Annotated in this window: 6 protein-coding genes and 2 tRNA genes; 3 read left to right on the top strand and 5 right to left on the bottom strand. The window is 64.3% G+C overall.

The features are described from left to right. Nucleotides 1–40: 40 nt before the first annotated feature. The 4 genes from E4T66_RS13580 to uvrB form a co-directional block, all read right to left on the bottom strand. Entirely contained in the window at nt 41–1,288 is a 1,248-nt protein-coding gene (locus tag E4T66_RS13580; protein ID WP_248679700.1) for a tyrosine-type recombinase/integrase, read from the bottom strand. 174 nt (nt 1,289–1,462) lie between these two features. Continuing rightward, nucleotides 1,463–1,539: transfer RNA gene (locus E4T66_RS13575), tRNA-Val, on the bottom strand. 57 nt (nt 1,540–1,596) lie between these two features. Then, complete coding sequence (gene nhaD, locus E4T66_RS13570) at nt 1,597–3,048, bottom strand: sodium:proton antiporter NhaD (protein ID WP_136849593.1); 1,452 nt, start codon at nt 3,046–3,048, stop codon at nt 1,597–1,599. Between the two features lie 115 nt (nt 3,049–3,163). Beyond that, nucleotides 3,164–5,182 carry an excinuclease ABC subunit UvrB gene (gene uvrB / locus E4T66_RS13565; RefSeq protein ID WP_441347702.1) on the bottom strand — a complete coding sequence of 673 codons (2,019 nt, stop codon included), beginning with the start codon at nt 5,180–5,182 and terminating at the stop codon, nt 3,164–3,166. A 195-nt stretch (nt 5,183–5,377) separates the two neighbouring features. On the opposite strand from uvrB, the gene E4T66_RS13560 reads away from it, so the two are divergent. Both E4T66_RS13560 and E4T66_RS13555 read left to right on the top strand, forming a co-directional pair. After that, nucleotides 5,378–6,562 carry a pyridoxal phosphate-dependent aminotransferase gene (locus E4T66_RS13560; RefSeq protein WP_136849591.1) on the top strand — a complete coding sequence of 395 codons (1,185 nt, stop codon included), beginning with the start codon at nt 5,378–5,380 and terminating at the stop codon, nt 6,560–6,562. 102 nt (nt 6,563–6,664) lie between these two features. Continuing rightward, nucleotides 6,665–6,740 (top strand) — tRNA-Asn (locus E4T66_RS13555). A 58-nt stretch (nt 6,741–6,798) separates the two neighbouring features. On the opposite strand, the gene E4T66_RS13550 is transcribed toward E4T66_RS13555, so the two are convergent. After that, nucleotides 6,799–9,627, bottom strand: coding sequence for a protein kinase domain-containing protein (locus tag E4T66_RS13550; RefSeq protein WP_136849590.1), 2,829 nt, complete (start codon nt 9,625–9,627; stop codon nt 6,799–6,801). A 337-nt stretch (nt 9,628–9,964) separates the two neighbouring features. On the opposite strand from E4T66_RS13550, the gene E4T66_RS13545 reads away from it, so the two are divergent. Next, on the top strand, nt 9,965–17,160 hold a 7,196-nt coding region (locus E4T66_RS13545; RefSeq protein WP_136849589.1), incomplete at its 3' end, for an FG-GAP-like repeat-containing protein.

Genomic DNA, 17,160 nt, shown 5'->3' with positions numbered 1-17,160 from the left:
TATGTTGTCAAAGCGGTGGGTGGGTGGATTTTTTGCACTGTCAGGCGGCTCGCAGAGGCATGGCCAAGCTTTCCCCTTGCTTGAGGCCGTCCAGGTACTCTGCCCATGCCTGCATCATCCGGCGGCGCTCCGGAAGTGCACGCAGGTACTGGTCTCGCTTGTACTTGCCCCGCACGCCAGCCACCTTGTGCGAAAGCTGTGCTTCGATAGCTGCGTCCGAAAAACCCAGTTCTTCGAGGCGCGTGCTCGCCATGTGGCGAAAGCCGTGGCCTACCATCTCGCCTTTGAATCCGAGTCGGGCGAGGGCGGCGTTCACGGCGGCTTCGCTCATGCAGCGCTTGGGGTCGCGGGCGCCCGGGAACACGAATTGCCGGCGCCCGGTCAGTGGTTGCAGCTCACGTAGGATGGCCACTGCCTGTTGCGACAGCGGAACAAGGTGGGGTTCGGCGTCCTTGGCGACCTTGTTCGCCTTGCGTAGCTTCCGATTCGCTGGAGGTACGCGGTACTCGGGGTTCTCACCGTCGAGCACGAAATGCGACCACTCAGCCTTGCGCAGCTCGCCGGGGCGGCAGAACAGCATCGGTGCGAGACGTAAGGCGCAGAAGACAGGGAAGGTGCCTTTGAACCCTTCGATCGCACGCAGCAGTTCGCCAATGCCAACGGGATCGACGATGGCGGGAAATCCGCCTTGCTGGCGTGACGGCAGGACCTCGGACAGAGCGTGCGCGGGATCGGTCTTGGCGCGGCCCGTCGCGATCGCGTAGCGGCAGATGCGGCTGATCTGCTCGCGTAGCCGGTGCGCCTGCTCCAGATGACCGGATTCGAATACGCGCCGGATCAGCGGCATCAGATCGTCCACTTCGAGCTCCGCCATAGGCTTGGCGCCAATCCATGGGAACGCGTGCTTTTCGATCCGCAGGGATTCCTTAGCCAGGTGCGCGGGAACCCACTCGTGTGCCTTGACTCCCAACCACTCGCGGGCGACCGCTTCGAAGCTGTTCGCTGCCCGGTCTACGCTTGCCGTTTTGTCCGCTTTGCGCTGCGCTGCCGGATCGACGCCCTGTGCGATGAGTCGGCGGGCGTCATCTCGGCGAAGTCGGGCGTCGGACAGGCCAGTATCAGGGTAGACGCCCAAGCTCAGAGTGTTGCGCTTGCCGGCGATTGAGTAGCGGAAGCGCCACCACTTGCTGCCGTTTGGATTAACCAGAAGGTAAAGGCCGCGGCCATCCTTCATCGTGTAAGTCACATCGTTGGGTCGTGAGCGTTTGATAGCGGTGTCGGTCAGCACTGGTATAACTCCGGTGGCGGATGGTGGGCCGACACCCAAGTTATACCGGGACCTATACCAGTCAAGCACTGGCTGCCGGTGGACAGCCATGGACACTAAAAAACAGAAACCCAACAAAAAACCGCGCATTAGCGCGGTTTTCTGTACGTCCATGTACTGCTTTGGACGGATTCTTGGTAGGCGCGATTGGACTCGAACCAACGACCCCTACCATGTCAAGGTAGTGCTCTAACCAGCTGAGCTACGCGCCTAGGGTCCTACCGAAGGGCGCGAAGTATGCCCGCTGGTCGCGGCGGGTGCAAGCGTTTTCATGCGCCGGTTGCTGCATGCACGAGTTTGAAGCTGTCGCCGTTGACCCAATAGTGGAATGCGATGCTGGCGGCGTAGCCCAGCGCGACCGCCCAGCTCCAGCGCAGATGCGCGAAAAAGGTGTATTTGCCGTGGGCCTGGCCCATGACCGCGACACCCGCGGCTGAGCCGATCGACAGCAGCGAGCCGCCGACACCGGCGGTCAGCGTGACCAGCAGCCAGTGGCCGTCGCTCATGGCAGGATTCATTGTCAGCACGGCGTACATCACCGGGATGTTGTCGATGATGGCGGAGATCACGCCGACCAGGATATTGGCGGGCCAGGGGCCGAGATCGCCATACATGAACTCGGAGCCGAGGGCGAGATACCCGATGGTGCCGAGGCCGCCGACGCACATCATGATGCCGTAGAAGAACAGCAGCGTGTCCCATTCGGCGCGGGCGACCTGATTGAAGACGTTCAGCTCCTGATGGTGGCTGCCGGTCTGCGCCTCAATGCCGCCGCGCGCCATCATCTCGCTTTCCATGCGTCGGTCCATTTGCGCGGTGGAGCGATTCAGGAACCAGCTGTACAGCTTGAGCAGGCCGAGACCGCCCATCATGCCGAGCACCGGAGGCACATGCAGCGTGCTGTGCAGGGTCACGGTCATCGCGATGGTGCCGATGAACATCAGGATGATGACAAAGCCGCCTTTGCGGATGGTGATGGTCTCATCGCCTGCTTCCGGGCAGAGATTGGGAACAGCAAACGACAAGATCGCGGCCGGCACCAGCCAGTTGATCATGGACGGCAGCAGCAGCACGAGGAATTCGGCCGCGTCGAGCTTGCCCTTCTGCCAGACCATCAGTGTGGTGATGTCGCCGAATGGACTCCAGGCACCGCCGGCGTTGGCGGCAACGACGATGCTGATGCACGACACCACGACAAAGCGCGGATGGTCCTTGCCGACAGCCAGTGCCACCGAAGCCATGACCAGTGCTGTGGTCATGTTGTCGGCGACCGGCGAGATGAAGAACGCCAGCACCCCCGTCAGCCAGAAAATGGTTCGCAGGGAAAATCCGCGCGACAGCAGCCACGCGCGCAGGGCGTCGAATACACCACGCTCTTCGAGCGAGTTGATATACGTCATGGCCACCAGCAGGAACAGGAACACCTCGGCGTATTCGAGCAGGCTTTCCCGGATGGTGTGAGCAACGAAGTGCTGATCGCCATGTTGCGCGTACATCGCGCCGATCAGCACCCAGATCGCAAGCGCAGCGACCATGACCGGAATCGACTTGCGCATGCCGCTCCACTCTTCGAGCACCACCATGACATACGCGAGCACGAACAGCACCAGGGTGAGGTATCCGACCCAGGAATGTGCGAGGTCGAGCTGTGACGATCCCTCAGCCGCGAAGGCGGTCAGCGGGGTGAACAGGCAGGTCAGGGTCAACAGCAGGGCGCGCATTTCTGGAGTCTCGGTTGCGGCGGGGGCGCGCGATGATAGCGACCGGGTGCTGCATCGGCAAAGACGACCAAAGTTGAACGACGCCGGCGCACGCCGCAGCGATGCCGTGACGTGCTCAGACGGCGCTGAGCAAGGCCTGTTCGCGCAGCTTGCGGATCTCGTCGCGTTTGGCTGCCGCGGCCTCGAATTCCAGATTCATCGCCAGCTGCTTCATTTCCTTTTCGAGCTTGGCGATCTTCTTTGCCATGACCTCGGGTGAAACCGCTTCGTAGCGTGCTTTGACTTCAGCGGCTTTCAGCGCTGCACCGCTGACATTCTCGTAACCGAAGCGCATGACGTCGGCGACCTTCTTCTGCACGCCCTTGGGGGTGATGCCATGTTCGGTGTTGAACGCGATCTGCTTGTCGCGCCTGCGCGTGGTTTCGTCGATTGCGCGCCGCATCGAATCGGTGATCTTGTCCGCGAACAGGATCGCGCGACCGTTGAGATTGCGTGCGGCGCGGCCGATGGTCTGGATCAGCGAACGATCCGAGCGCAGGAAGCCTTCCTTGTCGGCGTCAAGGATCGCGACCAGCGACACTTCCGGGATGTCGAGGCCTTCACGCAGCAGGTTGATGCCGACCAGCACGTCAAACAGACCCAGGCGCAGATCGCGAATGATCTCCGCGCGTTCGACGGTATCGACGTCGGAGTGCATGTAGCGCACCTTGACGCCGTTCTCGTTCAGGTAGTCGGTCAGATCCTCGGCCATGCGCTTGGTCAGAACCGTGACCAGCACGCGCTCGTGAAGCTCGGCACGGATGCGGATTTCGCCCAGCAGGTCGTCGACCTGGGTCGACGCGGGGCGAATCTCGATTTCGGGATCGACCAGCCCGGTGGGGCGCACCACCTGTTCCACCACGCTGCCGCGCGAGTGCTCGATTTCGTAGGGACCGGGGGTTGCCGACACGAAGATGGTCTGCGGACAGATGCGTTCGAACTCGTCGAAACGCAGCGGCCGGTTGTCCATCGCCGACGGTAGGCGAAAGCCGTATTGCACCAGCGTCTCCTTTCGGCTGCGATCGCCTTTGTACATGGCGCCGATCTGCGGCACGGTGACATGGGACTCGTCCAGCACAACGATCGCATCCGGCGGCAGATAGTCGAGCAGGCAGGGAGGGGGCTCGCCTGGTGCACGGCCGGATAGATAGCGCGAGTAGTTCTCGATGCCGGAGCAGAAGCCGATTTCCTGGATCATCTCCAGGTCGAACGTCGTGCGTTGTTCCAGCCGCTGCGCTTCAAGCAGCTTGTTCTCGGACTTGAAGTAACGCACGCGCTCGCGCATCTCCTCGCGAATGTCGCCGATCACGCTGAGCAATTTGTCGCGCGGCGTCACGTAGTGCGTCTTCGGGAAGACCGTGGCGCGTGGCACCTTTTGCTTGACTTCGCCGGTCAGCGGATCGAACAGGCTCAGTGCCTCGATCTCGTCATCGAACAGCTCCACACGCACCGCATCCTGATCGGATTCGGCCGGATGGATGTCGATCACTTCACCGCGCACACGGTAGGTCCCGCGTTCGATCGCGACCTCGTTGCGGGTGTACTGCATCGCGGTGAGTTGGCGGATCAACTCGCGTTGCTCGATGCGTCCGCCCTTGACCAGGTGCAGCACCATCGAGAAATAGCTTTCAGGATCGCCGAGGCCGTAGATCGCCGACACCGAGGCGACGATGATCGCGTCGCGCCGGGTCATCAGCGCCTTGGTTGCCGACAACCGCATCTGCTCGATGTGCTCGTTGATCGAGCTGTCTTTCTCGATGAAGGTGTCGGTGCTGGGGACGTAGGCTTCCGGCTGGTAGTAGTCGTAGTAGGAGACGAAATATTCGACCGCGTTGTTCGGAAAGAACTCGCGGAACTCTCCATAAAGCTGCGCCGCCAGGGTCTTGTTGTGCGCCATGATCAGCGCCGGCCGCTGCAGCTGCTGGATCACGTTGGCGATCGTGTAGGTCTTGCCGGATCCGGTGACGCCGAGCAGCGTCTGATGCGTCAAGCCGTCCTGCAAACCCTGGGTCAGGCTTTGGATTGCAGTGGGCTGGTCCCCGGCGGGCGCCCATTCGGCCACCATCTTGAACGGGCTGTCGTCGCGGCGCCGCAGGCGCTGGGACTTGGAAGATTCGAGGGGTGCGTCTGACATAGCGGCTAAGCATAGCGCCGGCGCCGGGCCAGCGTCGTGGCGCCGGAGCGGGCGGCGAAGTGTTGGGCGCTGCAACGCGGGTGTCGAACTGGTGGGCGGGTGCACGGAACTCCAGTATCATGCCGCCCCGTTTGTGTTTACCTGCCGGGACCTATCGTGGACTTCACACTTGCCAAGCGCGTTGGCCGCATCAAGCCATCTCCCACCCTCGCCGTGACCGCCAAGGCGGCCGAACTCAAGGCTCAGGGCAAGGATGTCCTGTCGCTCGGAGCCGGAGAGCCCGATTTCGACACGCCGGAGCACATCAAGGAAGCCGCGTACAAGGCGATCCGTGAGGGCAAGACCAAGTACACGCCAGCCGCCGGCACCCCGAGCCTGAAGCAGGCGATCATCGCCAAGATGAAGCGCGACAACGGCCTGGACTACACGCCCAAGCAGGTGATCGCCTCGGTTGGCGGCAAGCAGGCCTGCTACAACCTGTGCCAGGCGCTGTTGAACGAAGGCGACGAAGCCATCATCCCGGCGCCGTACTGGGTCAGCTACCCGGACATGGTGCTGCTGGCCGACGGCACGCCGGTGTTCATCGAGACTACCGCCGAACAGCGCTTCAAGATCACGCCGGCCCAGCTCGAAGCTGCGATCACGCCGCGGACCAAGCTGCTGTGGCTGAACTCGCCGTCCAACCCCTCCGGCATGGCCTACACCGAGGCGGAGCTGGCCGCGTTGGGTGAGGTGCTGCTGAAGCATCCGCAGATCGTCATTGCCTCGGACGACATGTACGAGAAGATTCTGTGGATCGACGAGCCCTATAGCAACATCATCAACGCCTGCCCGGCGCTGTATGACCGCACCGTGATCATTCATGCGGTGTCCAAGACCTATTCGATGACCGGCTGGCGCCTCGGCTGGGCCTGCGGTCCTGCCGACATCATCCGTGCGATGGGCGATATCCAGTCGCAGTCGACGTCCAACCCGACTTCGATCGCGCAGTACGCCGCCGAAGAAGCACTGAACGGCGATCAGACCTGCGTCACCGAGATGGTCAAGGCGTTCAAGGCGCGTCACGACGCGCTGGTCGACGATCTGAACCGCATCCCCGGCGTCAGCTGCCTGAAGGGCGACGGCACCTTTTACGTGTTTCCGAACGTCGAAGGCCTGATGCAGAAACTCGGCTGCAAGACCGACCTCGAACTGTCCGATCTGCTGCTGGACAAGGCGCTGGTCGCCGTTGTGCCGGGTTCCGCGTTCGGTGCGCCGGGACATCTGCGGCTGTCGTTCGCGACCAGTGACAAGGTCCTCAAGGGTAGCGTCGAGCGAATTGCGGCTTTGGTGGCGGGCTAAATCACGGCGATCTGACGCCGATTCGATGTCCTCTCATAATCAATTGCGATTAGGCGTTGCACCGACGGGATCAGATCACTACAATTCGCGTCCTCCTACGCTTCCGCGATAGCTCAGTCGGTAGAGCAGCTGACTGTTAATCAGCGGGTCGTTGGTTCGAGTCCAACTCGCGGAGCCAGTAGGAATAACGATTTAGCCGCCTCCGGGCGGCTATTTTGTTGGCCCAGTTTCCGGCATCAGCGCGTACGCGGAGCGACAGCCGCAGGCTTTTCAGGGGGATCGAGCCGCTTCAGCAGATTCTGTTCCGCGCGTGTCCGGACATCGTCCGGGCCGAGGGCAGCAGCGATGATCGTCGCACCCTCCCGCATCAGCTTCAAACCTGCCTCGCGCTCGCCGTGGTCGTAGCGCCACTGCCCGTCGCGGGCGGCGATATAGCCGAGATACCACTGGCCCTGGGTGAAGCGCCGGCGCGCGTCTTCGAGATTGGCGGCGAGCAGGGTGCCGGCTTCGGCGTCTTTGCCGGTGGCGCGCAGCGTGTCGGCCAGCATCACACGGATACGCAGCGCTTCGATGTCGTCACTGCGTCCGGCGGCGTCGATCCGGGCTGTCGCCGTGCGCAGCAGAACCAGGGCTTCCTGGCTGCGCCCGTTGGCGGACAGGGCCTCGATCAGCGGCACCAGACCCTGCACGGTCGGCAGCGAGGTGGGCCCGTAAAAGCTCACCCGCCAGCGATAGCTGCCGTCCAGCAGGGGAATGGCTTCGTCGTAGCGCCCGAGGAAGGTCAGCGCGCGGCCCAGGTAGACGCGAGCGGTAACGAAGAACGGATGGTCCGCGCCGACGGTTCCCATGAGACTGTCGACAACGCTCTGGAACAGCGCAATGCCGCGCTCGGCCTGTCCGGACTGGGCCAGAGACTGTGCCCACTGCAATCGAGCTTCCGCCAGCCGAGGATTATCCGGCTCGTAGATACGGCGCATCCGCTCCACCGCTTCTGCGGCCAGGGGCTCGGCATCGCCAGCGTTGCCGCTGATGTCTTTCAGCACGCTCGCGACCCAGAGCATGCGTGCGATGGTGGGATCGTCAGGGCCGAGTTCGGTGCGCGCCTGCTGCACCAGCTCGACGATGCGGCCGCTGCAGTCCGTCAGCCACATCGCGCCGGCCTGGGCAATGCAGTCGGCAAAATGCAGGCCCCATTCACCTTCGTACCACATGTCCGGGTTCGGACGGCCTGCAGCAACCTCAGCGTCGCGGATACGGCGGGAGACTTCGCCCATCTTGTCGAAGCGCATCGGAATCCGGTACGCCTCGCGCAGCGCAACGCGCACGTCCTGCGTTTCGCGTGCGGCCGGGCCGAGCAACTGCGCGAACGTCTGCTCGGATTGCAGCAGTTGCGCCTCCGCCTTGTTCATCGCGCCCAGCGTGCCGTAAGCGGAACCGATCACTTTCTGCAGCCGCGCACGCGTCAGCGGTTGTTCGCTGAAGCGTTTGGCCAGCCGCTCGGCGCCCACATCCAGCAGATCGCGGACGCGCAGGTTCGGTGTGCCGGACGCCCGCGGATCGGCCGAAGTCAGCAGGTCATCGATCAGAAAATCCGCCGTCGCCCGCGCGGCTGCGGCCTGGGTCGCCGCGTCCCGGCGTGCGCTCTCCGCTCGCAGATACAGCGCGGCGCTGAGTACGGCGCCCAGGGCAAACGTCGCCGCAAGGCCAAGCAGCAGACTGCGTCGGGCCTGGGCGCGCTCGAGCGCAATCTGCGTGCGTTCTGCCTCGGCAGCACGCTGCTGCTCGCGCGTCCAGTCGACACGTCGCGCATCCAGCCTGCGCAGTCGCACGGCGAGCTGCTTCGCATCCGCCAATCGCGTCAGCGGGTCTCCGGCAGCGGCCAGCGCGATGTCCTCGCGCAGCAGCGGATCGGCCACCTGCTGCTCCCAGCCCGGCGCCGGCACGCGCCGGAAATCGCCGACCACCAGCTGGAACAGCAGAACGCCGAGTGCATAGATGTCCGCCGCGACCGTCGCCGGCTGTCCCGCCATCACTTCGGGGGCCAGATACAGTGGCGTGCCACTGAGCCCTGGTTCGAATGCGGTATGGGTGAAACCGAGCTGCGTGATCCCGAGGTGTTTGAATCGCTCCGGGTCCAGTGCACGGCCGGCTGCGAAATCGCACAGGCAGGCGTTTGGCTGCGCCGCTGCGTCGTTCGCCACCATGATGACATTGGACGGTTTGACGTCCTTGTGCAGCACACCGACCGAATGCGCGGCGGCCAGCGCCGCGGCGCACTGCGCGGCGATTTCGATCCGCGCCTCCAGGGGCACGGCGGCAACGCCGCCCTGCGCGTTGCACCAGTCCTCCAGGTTGCCGAGTGCCGAGTACGCGGTTTCCAGGAAGTACGGCGGCTCTTCGACGTTCCAGTCGAGAATCCGCACGAACTGATCGTGATCGCCGAGCGACTGCATCAGTACCCGGCCCAGCGTGATTTCGCGTTTGAGCGCAGAAAGTCCGTCCACATCGCGCGCGAACTTGATCACGCGCTGCTCGGACGCCGCGTCTCGCACCGCGAGCCAGACCTCCCCATGCGCGCCGGATGAGAGCTGTCGATCCAGGCGCCAGTCGGCGCGGCCCGGCACCGCCGCACCTACCTTGAGCTTCAAGGTGTTCACCGGGACCAGCGAGTTCGACGGCACCAGCCTTTTGACGTCCGCCACCAGGCGATAGCCGAAGCGCGGCACTGTGCGCACGAGGGTCTGATCGTGATCGGCCAGCGCCGTGCGCAGTTTCGCCACGCAGTTGGTGACCACACTGTCGGAGACCACCCGCGTGGGCCACAGGCCCTCGAGGATTTCCTCGCGCGTCACCACCTCGCCGACCCGTCGCAGCAGGAACATCAGCAGTTCCAGCGGTTTCGGCTCCAGGCTCACGGCAGAGCCGTCGACGCGCAGCTCCATCGATGTCTCGTCCAGCACCGCCGCCCCGAACTGCCAACGCAAGCGCCCGGCTGGCTTCGTGGCGTCGGCGGCGATTTCGTTCGCGGCCGCATCGGCAGCGTGATGATGGTGTGCATCGGACATCGTCAAAGACAGCGCCTCCCCGAACGCGGCAGCCTCGCTGGATCAATTGCTGGCTCGCGCGCAAGCCGTCGCACACGGCGGTACACGCTACCCAGCGCCCCGATCGCGTGCCTCGGCGGATTTCTGTCCTCCAGCCGTAGTGCCACCGCGGTGACGCAGCTTACTGGACGTTTTCCCGCAATATCAATTCATTGGCCGTGGTTGCAGGTGCGCCGATAGAAAACCGATAGAAAAAGAACAGCAAGCCGTGAGGACTTGCCGGGCACGGCTTGCGACAGTCCGACGCTGAGGAAAAGGTCCGCGAGGATCAGCGGTTCACCACGGGGGAGTGTCGCAGATGGGCTTGATCGGTTCGGTACGTGCGGTGTGGGTGGCGATGGTTTCTTCGGGGCTCTCCGTGCACAAGGCCCGGCGCCATGCGCGTTCGCGCCTGCTGGCGGCCCTGCTCGGGCTGTTCGTTTCGCTCGCCGCAATCGGTGACAGCAGTTCGATCACGGTCGCCGACGGCGAAGTCACCATCACCGACACCAACCCGCAGACGCTCAACTTCCCCGTCAGCGTCACCGGCGACAGCACTTACGACCGTTACATCAGCTTTGCCACCGCCGATGGCACAGCGGCGGCGGGCACCGACTACACCACCAGCAGTGGTGTGTTCAAGCTCGCGGCGGGGGCCAATAGCGGCAACATCCCGGTTACGGTCGCCGGCAAGAGCGGCAGCGGCACGCTGCCGGACAAGACGTTTGCACTGAATCTGGATGGTGCCGTCGGCACTGCGGCGGCTCCGGCCTTCAGCGTCAACCCCGCCGTCAGCGGCACGCAGGGATCCGCCAGCGTGGTGTCGCTGGACATCAACGGCGACGGCAAGCCCGATCTGGTCAGCAACAACAGCGCTTTCAATGTGATTGCGATGCTCAACACCAGCGCTCCGGGTGCCGCTACGCCCACGTATGCCGCGCCGCAGCAGATTTCCACCATTGATTTCGGCAAGTTTGCCGTGGGCGATGCCGACAACGACGGCAAGCCCGATCTGCTGGTCACCGACACCAGCAACAGCCAACTGGTGCTGCTGCGCAACACCACCGCGACCGGCTCGCCGACTGCCAGCTTTTCCGCGGTGGCCGCCAGCCTGCCCATTGGCACCAGCAGTGGCGCCACGATTCTCGCGCCGCTGCTCACCGACATGGATAACGATGGCCGCCCCGATGCGGTCATGGTCAACCCCAACGACCAGCAGGTGCGCGTGTTCCGCAACACCACCTCGGCGGGCGGCGCCGTCAGCTTTGGCGCGGCGGAGTTGTATGGCATCAGTATCGTAGCGCCGGTCCTGACGGCGGGCGATTTCAACAACGACGGCAAGCTTGATCTTGCTGTCGGCAATGGCGAGCTGTTGAGCACCACCGCCGCGCAGGTGCTGTTCAACCAGGGTGGCGCCACGCTGCTGGGTGCGGCTCAAAACATCAGCTTCGGCAGCGGCAACCACAACGCCGACGGCATCGCCACCGGCGACTTCAACCACGACGGCAAGCTCGATCTGGTGCTGTCGGATCGCGGCAGCGACCTGCCGCAGGTGCTGCTCAACACCACCGCCATTGGCGGCAACAGCTTCAGCTTTACCGCGCATTCGGCGGGTGGCCCCGTCATGAAAAGCCCGGATACGCTGGTGGTGGCGGATTACAACGGCGATGGCCTGCCCGATCTGGCGGTGAGCGACCGCGATGGCCCCAGTAATGGCAATAAGGGTCTCATCGTATTTCAGAACATCACCGCCCCCGGCGCCAGCAGCACCCGCTTCGTGCAACTGGCGGGTGCGGACCTTAGCTTTAGCTTCCCTGGCCCGCTCACGCTCACCGACTTCAACACCGACGGCAAGCCCGATCTGGCGGCGGTGAATAGCACCAGCGTCGGCGGCCCGGCGGTGGACGTGCTGGCCAACATCACGCTCGCGCCAACGGCCACGCTGGCCTTCAGTGCCGTCACCGATTTTTTTTCCACAGTCCGATCCAGAGGCACCACCGCCGCAGATTTCAACCGCGACGGCAAGCCCGACCTGTTGACCGCGGGCTTCGGCTCCAGCGGAGTGAATCTGAACACCACCGCCGTGGGTGCCAGCACACCCAGCTTTGCTGCCCCGCAGACGTTGGGCATCCCCTCATACGACTCTAATTCTAATACTGCGGCGGACATCAATGGCGACGGCGTGGCCGACTTCATTGGGGCCAATTCCCTGGCCAATCAGGTTGCCGTGCAGCTCAATACCACGGCGTCGGGGTCGGGCACGATCAGCACCGGCACGGCGCAAAGTTTTGCCGTCGGCGTCACGCCAAGGGCTCCCGCCGCCGCCGACCTCAACGGTGACGGGCGGCCCGATCTGGTGGTGCCGAACCTATCCAGCAATACGGTTTCGGTGCTACTGAATGCCACGCCGCCGGGGGATGCCGCCAGCACCACGCCCAGCTTTACCGCGCAGCAGACCTATGCCACCGGCACCGCTCCCACGAAAGTCGCGCTGGGCGATGCCAACGGTGACGGCAAGCCTGACCTGATCGTGTTGAACATAGGTGACCACACCGTATCGGTGTTGCTCAACGCCGTCCCTACTGGCGCGGCGACGCTGAATGCCAGCAGCTTTAGTGCGCAACAAGCGTATGCTGTCGGCGTAGATCCAAGGGACGTGACGACCGCCGATGTCAACGGCGACGGCAAGCCCGATCTGATTGTCACCAACTCCAACGATGGCAGCGTTTCGGTGCTGCTCAACGCCCTGACCCCTGGCGACAGCACGCTCAACGGCAACAGTTTCGCTGCGCAGCAGGCCTTTACGGCCAACCCGGGCGCCTTCGGCGTGGTAGCCGCCGACCTCGATGGCGACGGCAAGCCCGATCTGGCGGTGGTCAATGCGGCCAACAACGGCACGTTTTCGATACTGCGCAACACCACGCCGACCGGCAGCGCCGCGCTCGACGCCAACAGTTTTTCTGCCCCATTCACGGTCGCGATGGCTGGCACCGGCGTGTTTCAATCGCTGGCCGCAGCCGATTTCAACCGCGATGGCAAACCCGATCTGGCCGCGGCAGGCGCAAATTTGGAGATTCTTTCGGTGGTGCTGAACACGCAATATGCCGCCAGCCTCAGCTCCACCAGTGCCACCGGCACCATCCACTACGATCTGCCGGTGCCGATCACGGCGAACCCCACCGCGCTGAGTTTTGCCAGCCGGGCAGTCGGCGAGACCAGCGCCACGCAATTTGTGACGCTGACCAACAGCAGCGGCAATCAGCTGGCATTGAGCATTCCGACCGGCGCGGGCGATTTTGCCGTGGACAACACGCCCGCCGACCGCTGCGGCACCGCGCTCAACGGCGGCGGCGCGAGCTGCCGCGTGTACCTACGCTTCACTCCCAGCGCCACCGGCAGCCGCACGGCCACGCTGAGCATCAACAGCGGCGCCATCGATATTGCTCTCTCCGGCGCCGGTGAGGCGCGTAATCCGCAGCTGAGTTTTGTTCCGGATGCCGGTGGATCTGCCAGCGTGCCGTTCGGAAACCAGCCGGTGAATATGCAGTCCACTCCGCAGAGTGTTGAGATTCGCAACAGCGGTAACGTGCCATTGAACCTGAGCACAACGGCGGGCGGCAACGACCCCACCACGTTTACGCTCGATCCCTCGCGCACCTGCGGCGCGACGCTGGCAGTGAATGCAAGTTGCACCTACGCCTGGCGCTTTACGCCGACGGCGGTGCGCGTATTCACCGCTGCGACCACGATCAATGCCAGTGACACCGGCGGCAGCAACGCCGCAGCCCCTCCGCTGACGGCGGACCTGCTTGGCGCCGGCATCGGTGCGATTGCCAGCCTGGCCCCCGCAAGCCTGGACTTCGGCAACATCCCGGTGGGCAACAGCAGCACCAACCAGCTGTTCACGCTCGAAAACACCGGCGATGCAACGCTGACGATTACCTCGATTCTCAGCGACAGCAGCGAATTCGAGATTCTCGGCAATGGCTGCGGGGCGCCGATGTCACTGGGTGGCACCTGCAGCTTTTTCGTCCGCTTCGTGCCCAATGCCACGGGTGCGCGCAGTGGCACGGTCAGCGTGATCAGCAACGGCGGAAACCCCACCTCCGATCTGAGTGGCACCGGCACCGCGACGGATGCGACGATCGTGGACCCACCGCCAGTGACCGATGCCGAGCCGAACCAGAGTTACACCAGCGCTTCGATCACGATCACCGGCATCAACGTGCCGACCGCGATCAGCGTGACGGACGGCGAGTACAGCATCAACGGCGGTGCATTCACTGCGGTCGCCGGCACCGTGCAGCCCGATGATGCCGTGCGCATCCGCCGCAACGCCTCGCCGGACTTTGCCACGCAGGTCTCCGCGACGCTGACGGTGGGTTCGGTTTCGGTGAGCTATCACGTGACCACGCGATCGGCCGGCACACAGGCGGACGCGTTCAGCTTCACGCCCGCGAACGACGTATCGCGCAACACGGTGATTGTCAGCAACGGCATCAGTGTGAGCGGGATAGAGATTGCGGTGCCGATCGGCATTGTCGGCGGCGAGTACAGCGTGAACGGCGGGGCGTACACCAGCGCTGCGGGCACGGTGAACGATGGCGACAGCGTGACGGTTCGGGTCACCTCGTCGGCGAGCTTCGCGACGGCGGTGACGGCGACCCTGACGGTGGGTCAGGGCGGCGACGCGCAGAGCGCGGACTTTGTCGTCACCACCCTGGATGCGATCACCGCCCCCAACCCGTTTGGTTTCGGCAGCCGTAGCGATGTGGCACTGAACTCCGAGCAGACCAGCAACGACGTCAGCATCGACGGCATCAACACCGATGCGCCAGTGAGCGTGACGGGCGGCGAGTACAGCATTGACGGCGGTGCGTTCACGAGCGCGGACGGCACGATCGCGCCGGGCGGACAGGTGCGCGTGCGGGTGACCGCGTCAAGCCAGTTCTCGACCGGCGCCACCGTGACACTGAACGTCGGCGGTGTCGAAGGCAGCTTCGTCGTCACCACGCTGGCGGCGGATACCACGCCGGATGCGTTTGGCTTTGGCAGCATCGACGACATTCCGCTGAACTCGGTGCAGACCAGCAACGAGGTCACCATCACCGGCCTCAACACCGACGCGCCGATTAGCGTCAGCGGCGGCGAGTACAGCATCGACGGCGGCAGCTGGACCAGCGCGGCGAGCACGATCGCAGCCGACGCTTCGGTGCGCGTGCGCGTCACCGCGGCCGGCACGTTCTCGACGCCGGCGACGGCGACGCTGGACATCGGCGGCGTGACGGCGGACTTCACCGTCACCACGCTGGCCGCAGTGACCGACCCGAACGCGTTCAGCTTCGGCAGCGTCAGCGACGTACCGCTGAACTCGGTGCAGACCAGTGCCGCGGTGGCGATCACTGGCATCAACACCGGCAGTCCGGTGAGCATCGTTGGCGGTGAGTACAGCATCGACGATGGACCGTTCACGGCCGTCGACGGGCTGATCAATCCGGATCAGACGGTCGCGGTGCGCACCACCGCCAGCGGCGACTTCAGCACCGCCGTGAGCGTGACACTGACCGTGGGCAGCGTGACCGGCACCTACACGGTGACGACGCTGGCCGAAGACACCACACCGGACGGTTTCAGCTTCAACGGCGTCACCGGCGTGAACCCGTCGACCGAGCAGACCAGCGATCCGGTGACGATCACCGGCATCAACTCGGCGGCCGCGGTGACGGTCACCGGCGGCAGCTACAGCATCGACGGGGGACCGTTCACCAGCGCACCGGGCACGATCACCAGCGGTCAGCAGCTGCGTGCACGAACCAACGCCAGCCCGGGCTTCGACACTACCGTGCAGGCGACCGTGTCGGTGGGCGGTGTTTCTGCGCAGTTCAATGTCACCACGCGCGTTCCCGTGCGCATGCCCGATGCGTTCAGTTTCACGCCACAGACCGATGTGGCACTGGACAGTGACATCGACAGCAACCCGGTGGCGATCAGCGGGATCGAAGTCGCGGTGCCGATCAGCATCGTCGGCGGCCAGTACAGCATCAATGGCGGCGCGTTCACCGCCGTAACCGGCACGATCCTGGCAGGGCAGAGCGTCGTCGTGCGCGTGCATTCAGATACCGCGCTGGCGTCCACGACGACTGCCACTCTGACGGTGGGTGACGGCGGCGATGCGGTTGCAGCGGACTTCAGTGTGACCACACTGACGGCTGACACGGATCCGGATGCTTTCAGCTTCACGCCGGTAACCGGTGCCGAGCCGAACAGTCTGCAGGCCAGTCACGCGGTGACGATCAGTGGAGTCAACACTGCCGTGTCGATCAGCGTCGTCGGTGGCGCCTACAGCATTGATGGCGGAGCGTTCACCGTCGCGGCGGGCACGGTCAATGCCGGCCAGCTGGTACGGGTGCAGCTCACCGCATCCGGCAGCTTCTCCTCCGCTGCGCAGGCAACGCTGACGGTGGGCGGGGTCAGCGCCGACTTCACAGTGACCACGCGTGACGCGAACACCACGCCGGTGTTGTTCAGTTTCACGCCGGTGACGGACGCGGCGCTGGATGCGCTGGTGACTTCGGATGCGATCACCGTGACCGGGATCGAGGCACCGACGGCGATCAGTGTCAGTGGCGATACCGATGCGGCGTTCTGCATCGATGGCAATCCCTGTACGGCCATGATCGGTGCCACGGTCAGCGCCGGACAGAGCGTGCGGCTGCAGGTGCGTTCTTCGCCGGACTTCGGCACGACGACGACGGCAACGGTCGACATCGGCGGCGTTACCGCCGACTTTGATGTCACTACGCTGGCCGAGGATACGAGCCCCGATCCGTTCAGCTTCACCGCGGTGACTGGCGCCGATCCGTCAACGCTTCAGATTTCTGACGCAATCACGGTTGCCGGCATCAATTCGCCGGCCAGCGTCAGCGTCACCGGCGGTCGTTACAGTATCGATGGCGGCGCGTTCACGGCGTCAGTCGGGACAGTGAATGCCGGCAGCAGCGTGCGTGTCGAGAACACCGCTTCGCCGGATTTCGCCACGACGACGACGACGACGCTGGACATTGCTGGCGTGGCAGCGGACTTTGACGTGACCACGCGATCCGCCGACACACAGGCGGACGCGTTCAGCTTTACGCCGGCGAACGACGTATCGCGCAACACAGTGATTGTCAGCAACGGCATCAGCGTGAGTGGGATCGAGATTGCGGTGCCGATCGGCATTGTCGGTGGCGAGTACAGCGTGAACGGCGGGGCCTACACCAGCGCCGCGGGCACGGTAAACGACGGCGACAGCGTGACGGTTCGGGTGACCTCGTCGGAGAGCTTCGCAGCGGCGGTGACGGCGACCCTGACGGTGGGTCAGGGCGGCGAAGCGCGCAGCGCGGATTTTGTCGTCACCACCCTGGATGCGATCACCGCCCCCAACCCGTTTGGTTTCGGCAGCCGTAGCGATGTGGCACTGAACTCCGAGCAGACCAGCAACGACGTCAGCATCGACGGCATCAACACCGATGC

Origin of the sequence: Sinimarinibacterium arenosum (assembly GCF_005047655.1) — a bacterium.
Classification (GTDB): Bacteria; Pseudomonadota; Gammaproteobacteria; order Nevskiales; family Nevskiaceae; genus Solimonas.
This window is presented reverse-complemented; position numbering and strand designations above follow the sequence as displayed.

What these genes read in the sequence shown, in the direction of transcription:
- nhaD (WP_136849593.1), bottom strand. Translation starts at nt 3,048, where the DNA reads ATGCGCGCCCTGCTGTTGACCCTGACCTGCCTGTTCACCCCGCTGACC.
- E4T66_RS13550 (WP_136849590.1), bottom strand. Translation starts at nt 9,627, where the DNA reads ATGTCCGATGCACACCATCATCACGCTGCCGATGCGGCCGCGAACGAA.